The following is a 562-nucleotide window of genomic DNA, read 5'->3' on the forward strand; positions in this document are numbered from 1 at the left end:
GCTGGTTGCGACGAGGGCGCTGAGAATTGGGCATTGCTGGCTTCGCTGATTGAAACGTGCAAGCTCAATGGCGTCAGTGCCGAGCACTGGCTCGCCGACGTCCTCGCGAAGCTAATCAATGGCTGGCCTGCGTCACGACTGGACGAACTGCTTCCCTGGGCATCGACCTACACGATGCATGCTCACGATCCGAGGCTGGCGGCATGAGCCTCAACACGACCGGAGTCCGGATCAAGGGTACTCGTCCGAGGACGGCCGTCTTGCGGGTTTTTCCGATCTGTAGCTGACTGTCGGTATGGATATCCTTACTGATAGTCGCCAAGTGCGTCGCCTTGAAATTGTGGAGACTGGTCGGCGTCGGCGCTGGTCGGTTGCCGAGAAGCTGCGGATTGTCGAGGAGAGTTTTTCGGGTCCGCGGCTGGTGTCGGCGACAGCGCGGCATCATGGGCTTTCGAAACAGCTTCTGTTTTCGTGGCGCAAGGCCTATCGCGAAGGACAGCTTGGCGGCTGTCAGGTAGGTGGATTTGTGCCGGCCCAGATTGTGTCGGAGGTCCAGTCGACG

Annotated in this window: 2 protein-coding genes; both read left to right on the forward strand. The window is 59.8% G+C overall.

Translation table 11 applies throughout. The features are described from left to right. Positions 1–207: transposase domain-containing protein (locus AACY08_RS28290; RefSeq protein WP_339472403.1), on the forward strand; the 207-nt coding region annotated here is incomplete at its 5' end. An 88-nt stretch (positions 208–295) separates the two neighbouring features. Then, a partial coding sequence (locus tag AACY08_RS28295) for a transposase (RefSeq protein WP_339472404.1) occupies positions 296–562 on the forward strand: 267 nt, incomplete at its 3' end.

Origin of the sequence: Pseudomonas sp. EL_65y_Pfl1_R83, from assembly GCF_963970695.1 — a bacterium.
In the GTDB taxonomy this organism is placed as follows: domain Bacteria; phylum Pseudomonadota; class Gammaproteobacteria; order Pseudomonadales; family Pseudomonadaceae; genus Aquipseudomonas; species Aquipseudomonas tritici.